Consider the following 6432-nt stretch of genomic DNA (forward strand, 5'->3'; position numbering starts at 1 on the left):
GAAACAGTCGAAATTTTAATGGGAATTCCTTCGTGATTTATACGGATTCAAATTATGAATATATGATCACAAGTCGTACAGTATGGAATATTTATGCAGAAGATGCGCAAAGCTTAATTGAGAGTGTAAAAAATAAAGACGATATTGGAATTTTGAAAAAACTAGGGTTTGCGTATAAAAAAGAAAAAATTACCAACTATCAAGTGGATGAAAACACAATCATTCCTTCAGGATATGCCGTAGCCTTTGTGGATGTATCTCATATGCAGTCTTCTTTTCAAAGAATGTTGATTATATCTATTCAAATTGGATCGAGTGTATTACTGGTATTCTTTATACTAAGTTGTATTTTAAGTAAATGGGCACTAAAACCAGTCGAACAGGCATGGGATAAACAGAAACAATTTGTGGCCGATGCCAGTCATGAATTAAAAACGCCATTAACGGTTATTTTAGCGGATAGTGATGTATTAATCAATCATTCGACAGAAACTATTTCTTCACAAAAACAATGGATAGAATCGATTCAAAGCGAAGCGAACCGCATGCGAAAACTTGTAGAGGATATGTTGTTTCTTGCCAAGAATGATGCGAATCGAATTGAAATTTCTATGCAGAATTGTTCGCTTAGTGATATATGTTTTCATTGTGTTTTACCGTTTGAATCCATTGCGTTTGAAAAAGGTATTGATTTAATCGATGAAGTGGAAGAAAATATAGAGGTACATGGTAATGAGTCACAGTTAAAACAATTGATATTAATTTTCTTGGACAATGCGATCAAATATACACCTGCGGGTGGAAAGATTTATTTTAAATTATGTAAGGTACAAAATAAAGCCGTCATAACAATTCGTAATACAGATAGCTATATTCCGCCAGAAGATTTAAAACATGTATTTGAGCGCTTCTATCGTGTTGATAAGTCAAGAAAGTATCAAGGGGGAGCGGGTTTAGGTTTATCTATCGCAAGTCAAATTACGCAAAGCCATAAAATTAAATTAAGTGTGACAAGTGATGAGAAACAAGGTACAGAATTTACTTTGAATTTCTAGGAGGATAATTATGTTTCAAAAAAGAGTCGATCAAGTGATTGCGAGAATGAAGGCAGATGGGCTTAAACAAATCTTAGTTAGTGAACCATGCAGCATCTATTATTTAACAGGTGTTGATGTAGGGCCAGGAGAAAGATTGTTTGCGCTATACTTGAATGATGAAGGAAGAAAAGTATTATTTTTAAATACATTATTTACTGTTGAACAAAAGGATTGTGAAGAAATTTGGTATAGCGATACAGATGATTCCACTTCACTTTTAGCCGGTGTTATTGATTCAAGTGAAACGCTAGGTGTTGATAAAGATTGGACAGCACGTTTCTTGATTCCTTTAATGGAAAAGTGCGAAGGACTAAAAGTGGTTCTTGGATCAAAATATGTAGATGATACTCGTGCTATTAAGGATGAAAAAGAAATTGAATGTATGATTGAAAACTCACAGATTAATGATGTTGTGATGGAACGTACAAGAGATTTTATCAAAGAAGGCATGACAGAAAAACAAGTAGAAGCTTTTATTCTTGAACAATATAAATTGCTAGGATGTCAAAATGTTTCATTCTCACCAATCTGTTCGTTTGGAGCTAATGGTGCTGATCCTCATCATATGCCAGATGATTCCGTGTTAAAAGCAGGAGACAGTATTGTGATCGATATTGGTGGAAGAAAAGATCGTTATTGTTCCGATATGACACGTACTTATTTCTGTAAAGAAGCAAGTGACGAATATAAAAAGATTCATGATATTGTACGTGTAGCCAATGAAAAAGCGGAAGAAATCATTCGTCCAGGCATTCGTCTATGCGATATTGATTTAACGGCTCGTAATTATATTTCTAGCTTTGGTTATGGCGAATACTTTACACATCGCCTAGGACATTTCATTGGTCAAACGGATCATGAATTTGGGGATGTAAGTTCAACCAATACAGAAACTGTAAAACCAGGTATGATTTTCTCAATTGAACCAGGTATCTATTTGCCAGGAAAGATGGGTGTTCGTGTCGAAGATTTGGTTTTAGTTACTGAAGATGGTTGTGTTGTATTAAATAAAGTAGATAAAAAATATGCGATGATTGGTTAATCATCGCATTTTACTATTTACCTAAACAAAATTTAGAAAATAATGTATCCAACAAGTCTTCTCTATGAACTTCACCTAAGATTTCTTTTAAATGATCATGAGCAGCCTGAATGTCAATCTCAATTAAATCAGGTTCTACCATCATATCCATGGCTTCTTTCGCCCTTAACATATCTTCTTTGGCTTGATTCAATAAACCAATTTGACGCTCATTTGAAAGTAGTGGATCTTCCTTTAATAAATCTTCATGATACAAGTTTTCCAAGGCATCAATCAAAGGTTGGATCTCTTTATTGGCAGCCGAAATCCAAATGCCATCCTTATCAGCTTCAGTTTTATCTAACTTATTATAGATAATTAAACGCATCTTATCTTTTGTCAGTTCTAACAATTGTTTATCTTCTTCATCCAACTCTTTTGAACCATCGAAGACTAAAAGAACCAACTTGGCATCCTTTAATTTTTCTTGACTTTTTTCAATACCAATCTGTTCAATCTTATCGTTGGATTCACGAATACCAGCTGTATCAATTAAATTCAATTGAACACTGCCAATATGAATTTGACCCTCCACCAAGTCTCTTGTGGTCCCCGCAATATCTGTAACGATGGCTTTATCTTCTTCAAGAAGTGCATTTAATAAGCTGGATTTACCAACATTTGGCTTACCGACAATGATTGTATCAATACCTTTTTTTAACATTTGCCCCGTCTGTACACGAGCAAGAATATGATCGATTTTATCTAACCAATCATTTGTCTTAGGTAATAAGTCATTTGTCGTTAATTGTTCGACATCTTCATATTCAGGATAATCAATATTGACTTCGATCTGCGCAATAATATCCATTAAATCATCAATCAAAGGTTGTAGTAGTTTTTTTACACTTCCTTTAATTCCATGAATAGCCATACTAGCTGCGGTATTATTACTTGCTTCAATCATATCTTGAACGGCTTCAGCTTGCGATAAATCAATTCTTCCATGATAGAAGGCACGCTGCGTAAATTCTCCCGGTTTTGCCAGATCTGCTCCAGCACTTAATACCATCGATAAGATTTTACGAGTAATAAAAGTACCACCATGACAATTGATTTCGACAATGTCTTCGCGTGTATATGTTTTTGGAGCTCTAAAGATAGAAATTAAAACTTCATCAACAGGATTTTTATCGGTATCTATAATAAAACCATAATGAATGGTATGACTTTTCGCATTCATGATATTACGGTCAAATATTTTTTGCGTGATTTCAATAGCCTTGTCACCACTTAAACGAATGATGGAAATGGCACCATCCTGCAAAGAAGTGGAGATGGCTGCAATTGTATTTTCAAACATTGTTAACATCCTTTCTTTCTTAGTGTATTTTATCATAAAAGATGTATAATGTCTTAGACAGAGGTGTAAACATGAAAGAATATACTAAAAATCAAGTACACGAAGTAGCGTGTGCATTTAATGAACATAAAATTATTGCTCTTCCTACAGATACAGTATATGGAGTTGGAGTAAAATATGGGAATTTAGACGATTTAGAACGATTAAAACGCGCAAAACATCGTCCAGAAACGAAACCAATCCCAATGATGGTTTCAAATGTAGAACAAATGAAGCAAGTTGCGTTAGTGGATGAAAGAATTGAAAAGATTGCGGCTAAGTTTTTACCGGGTGCATTGACACTCGTTGTGAATGTAAAGGACAGTGTAGATTCGGCATACACAAATGGCTTAAGTACAATTGCGATTCGTATTCCAGATGAAAAATTTATATTAGATGTGATTGATGAGTTGAATTGTCCAATCTTGGTCACAAGTGCCAATCAGTCTGGAGAAAAAACAGCACTTACAAGTGATGATGTGTATGAACAGCTTCCAAAAATTGATGGTATTGTACTTGGAACGTGTAAAGCGTTACAGGCAAGTACGATTGTTGACTGTACAAAAGAAAAGTTACAAATCTTAAGACCTGGACCTATTTCTTTAGAAGAACTAGAATCCGTATTATAGAAAAAACACCCAGAACCTATGTTGTAGGGCATAGGCCAGGGTGCATACGAACACATCTAGAAGTAGTATGCTTCTAGCAGTTCATCTAGTATGTTACTCTGAATTGGACAAGATTCAATGTTTTGGGTTTAAATTTAAACATATGTTAAAACTTGTCAAAATGAGGGGTGTTGATTATAATACTATGTATGACAGAAGAAGAAATGATTAGACAAATTGCCGAGCCTATACTTAAACAATTGGAAAAAATCGAAAAGGAACTTGGAAATCATCGTATGCCGCAGCTTCCGCAAATTAAATTTGTGAAGGAATCTGAAATGGGAGATGGTCCTTTTATGATAGGTGACATTGAGGTTACAGATGAGCTTTTAGAAAAAGTGGAAGCCTATATCCAAGAAGAGATTGAAATGATGCATAAGCCAACTGTATTACACTAAGAAGTTACAAAAATGTAACTTCTTTTTTAAAAAACACTTGCATTTTATTTTATGTTAGTGTATTATATGTGAGCACGTTGGAAATGCGGGTGTGGCGAAATTGGCAGACGCACCAGACTTAGGATCTGGCGCCTTCGGCGTGGGGGTTCGAGTCCCTTCACCCGCACCACTTGTAAATGTAGACAATTACTTCGGTAGTTGTCTTTTTTTGTTTTATGTTATAATTTTTGTATGGAAATTTGTGTATATTATGAAAAAATAAATGATGAAAGTATTTGTATAAGAAGAGTGTATGCATCCAGTCCGATTGTTGAAATACCTGAAGTGATAGATGGATATATTGTTCGTGAAATTGGTAATTATTGTTTTTCATCAAAAGAAGTCGATTTATCTAAAGCAGTTTTAAGTTGTGAAATTCCATCTCATTATCATGAGTGTAGTGGTAGTGATGTTGTAAGTGTTAAGCTTCCTAGAACTTTAAAAAAACTTGGCGATTATGCATTCTATAATTGTCGAAAGTTAAAAGAAGTATTTGTACCTTCTAGTTTAATGTGTATTGGCAGTGATGTGTTTATGAATTGTTTAAGACTCAATCATATTTATTATGATTGTTCAATTTTTGATATTACTTTCTTGAAACAAATCTTAACGCAAATCACATGGGATGTAGAAGTTCACTTTTTAGATAGTTCTATATTCTATCCAGAATACAACGGGGGTTATGATGAAGTGGGCCCTGCTCATATCTTTGCCCTGAATATTGAAGGGGAAGGTTTTCGTATGCGTCAATGTTTTAAAGAGGGGAAAATCGATTTTGATGGATATGATGCTTGTTTTGAAAAGCTATGTGCTGAAGAAAGTGAATCTTGTATCTTTCATGTAGCGATTCTTCGCTTTATGATGGGATCTGAACAATACGTTCCTTATTTAAGGGCACATGATTTGACTTCTTATTTACATGTATATAAAGATATATGTGCTATGGTAGAGAAATTGTTAAAAAAAGAGTGTCTTGGTCAATCCGATCTAGATCGATTGATTTTTATGGAAAAGGATTTAGAAACTCGTACTCTATTAATGGAATTAAAGAATAAGATGTTTAAATCATCATCGATATATTCTTTTGAGGATTTTTAATGCGACAAAGTGAATGGGAAAAAGAAAAGGCGATTCATATCTTAGAATTAGTTCGATCCGAACTCTATATGGATATGCCACATTTTTTAACTGCTTTAAATACGCTGGTGTTGAAGGAAGACGAGCGTGTAGCTGTATGTGCGACAAATGGCGTGTATTTTTACTATAATCCATTAAAGATTATTGATTTATTTCAGAAGAATGCAGTGTTTTTAAATCGTAGTTTTTTACATAGTGTTCTGCATTGTTTATTTAGCCATATTTGGCTTAAAAAAAATCGTGTTGAATTTATTTGGAATGTAGCTTGCGATATTATCGTGGAGTATACATTGGATTCGATGCATAAAAAGAGTGTTTCACGAATCTTGTCATATGTTCGAAAAGATGTATATCGTGAAATTGAAAGTTTGACGGGTATCAGCTGTATAACTGTATATGAATGGCTTTGTACACGTGGCGATATTCAAGATTTATATTATGAATTTGTGGTAGATGATCATGCTTCATGGCCTAAAGAGCAAGATGACAAAATTCCTCAATCTTCTTCTGTTCAAAAAAAGTGGCAGAGTGTTGCCAAACAAACATTGTTTGATCACAAACAAAAAGGGAAAGATAATGAGAATGGGGATGCCTTTCTTGTGTCGAATTTACAGGCAAAGAAATCGAAATACTCGTTTTCTCAGTTTTTAAAACGATTTAGTATTGTGAA

Annotated in this window: 7 protein-coding genes and 1 tRNA gene; 7 read left to right on the forward strand and 1 reads right to left on the reverse strand. The window is 34.1% G+C overall.

Features of this window, described 5'->3' with window-relative positions; all coding sequences use genetic code 11:
* The coding region (locus tag ACZQCL_RS05175) for a sensor histidine kinase (RefSeq protein WP_482482051.1) at positions 1-1055 on the forward strand (1055 nt) is incomplete at its 5' end.
* Between the two features lie 10 nt (positions 1056-1065).
* Complete coding sequence (locus ACZQCL_RS05180; RefSeq protein ID WP_337533613.1) at positions 1066-2139, forward strand: M24 family metallopeptidase; 1074 nt, start codon at positions 1066-1068, stop codon at positions 2137-2139.
* Positions 2140-2152: 13 nt separating this feature from the next.
* Here ACZQCL_RS05180 and mnmE read toward each other — a convergent pair whose 3' ends face one another.
* Positions 2153-3481: a tRNA uridine-5-carboxymethylaminomethyl(34) synthesis GTPase MnmE gene (mnmE, locus tag ACZQCL_RS05185; protein ID WP_227992280.1), complete on the reverse strand. Its 1329-nt coding sequence runs from the start codon at positions 3479-3481 to the stop codon at positions 2153-2155.
* 71 nt (positions 3482-3552) lie between these two features.
* Here mnmE and ACZQCL_RS05190 point away from each other — a divergent pair, with 71 nt between their 5' ends.
* The 5 genes from ACZQCL_RS05190 to ACZQCL_RS05210 form a co-directional block, all read left to right on the forward strand.
* Positions 3553-4149: an L-threonylcarbamoyladenylate synthase gene (locus tag ACZQCL_RS05190; RefSeq protein ID WP_331865509.1), complete on the forward strand. Its 597-nt coding sequence runs from the start codon at positions 3553-3555 to the stop codon at positions 4147-4149.
* A gap of 188 nt (positions 4150-4337) precedes the next feature.
* Entirely contained in the window at positions 4338-4586 is a 249-nt protein-coding gene (locus ACZQCL_RS05195) for a hypothetical protein (protein WP_118115047.1), read from the forward strand.
* Between the two features lie 85 nt (positions 4587-4671).
* Positions 4672-4755: transfer RNA gene (locus ACZQCL_RS05200), tRNA-Leu, on the forward strand.
* 62 nt (positions 4756-4817) lie between these two features.
* Positions 4818-5723, forward strand: a complete 906-nt coding sequence (locus ACZQCL_RS05205) for a leucine-rich repeat protein (protein WP_337533608.1) — start codon at positions 4818-4820, stop codon at positions 5721-5723.
* A partial coding sequence (locus ACZQCL_RS05210) for a DUF2201 family putative metallopeptidase (protein WP_482482055.1) occupies positions 5723-6432 on the forward strand: 710 nt, incomplete at its 3' end. The genes ACZQCL_RS05205 and ACZQCL_RS05210, both read left to right, overlap by 1 nt.

The organism is Holdemanella sp., assembly GCF_056804935.1.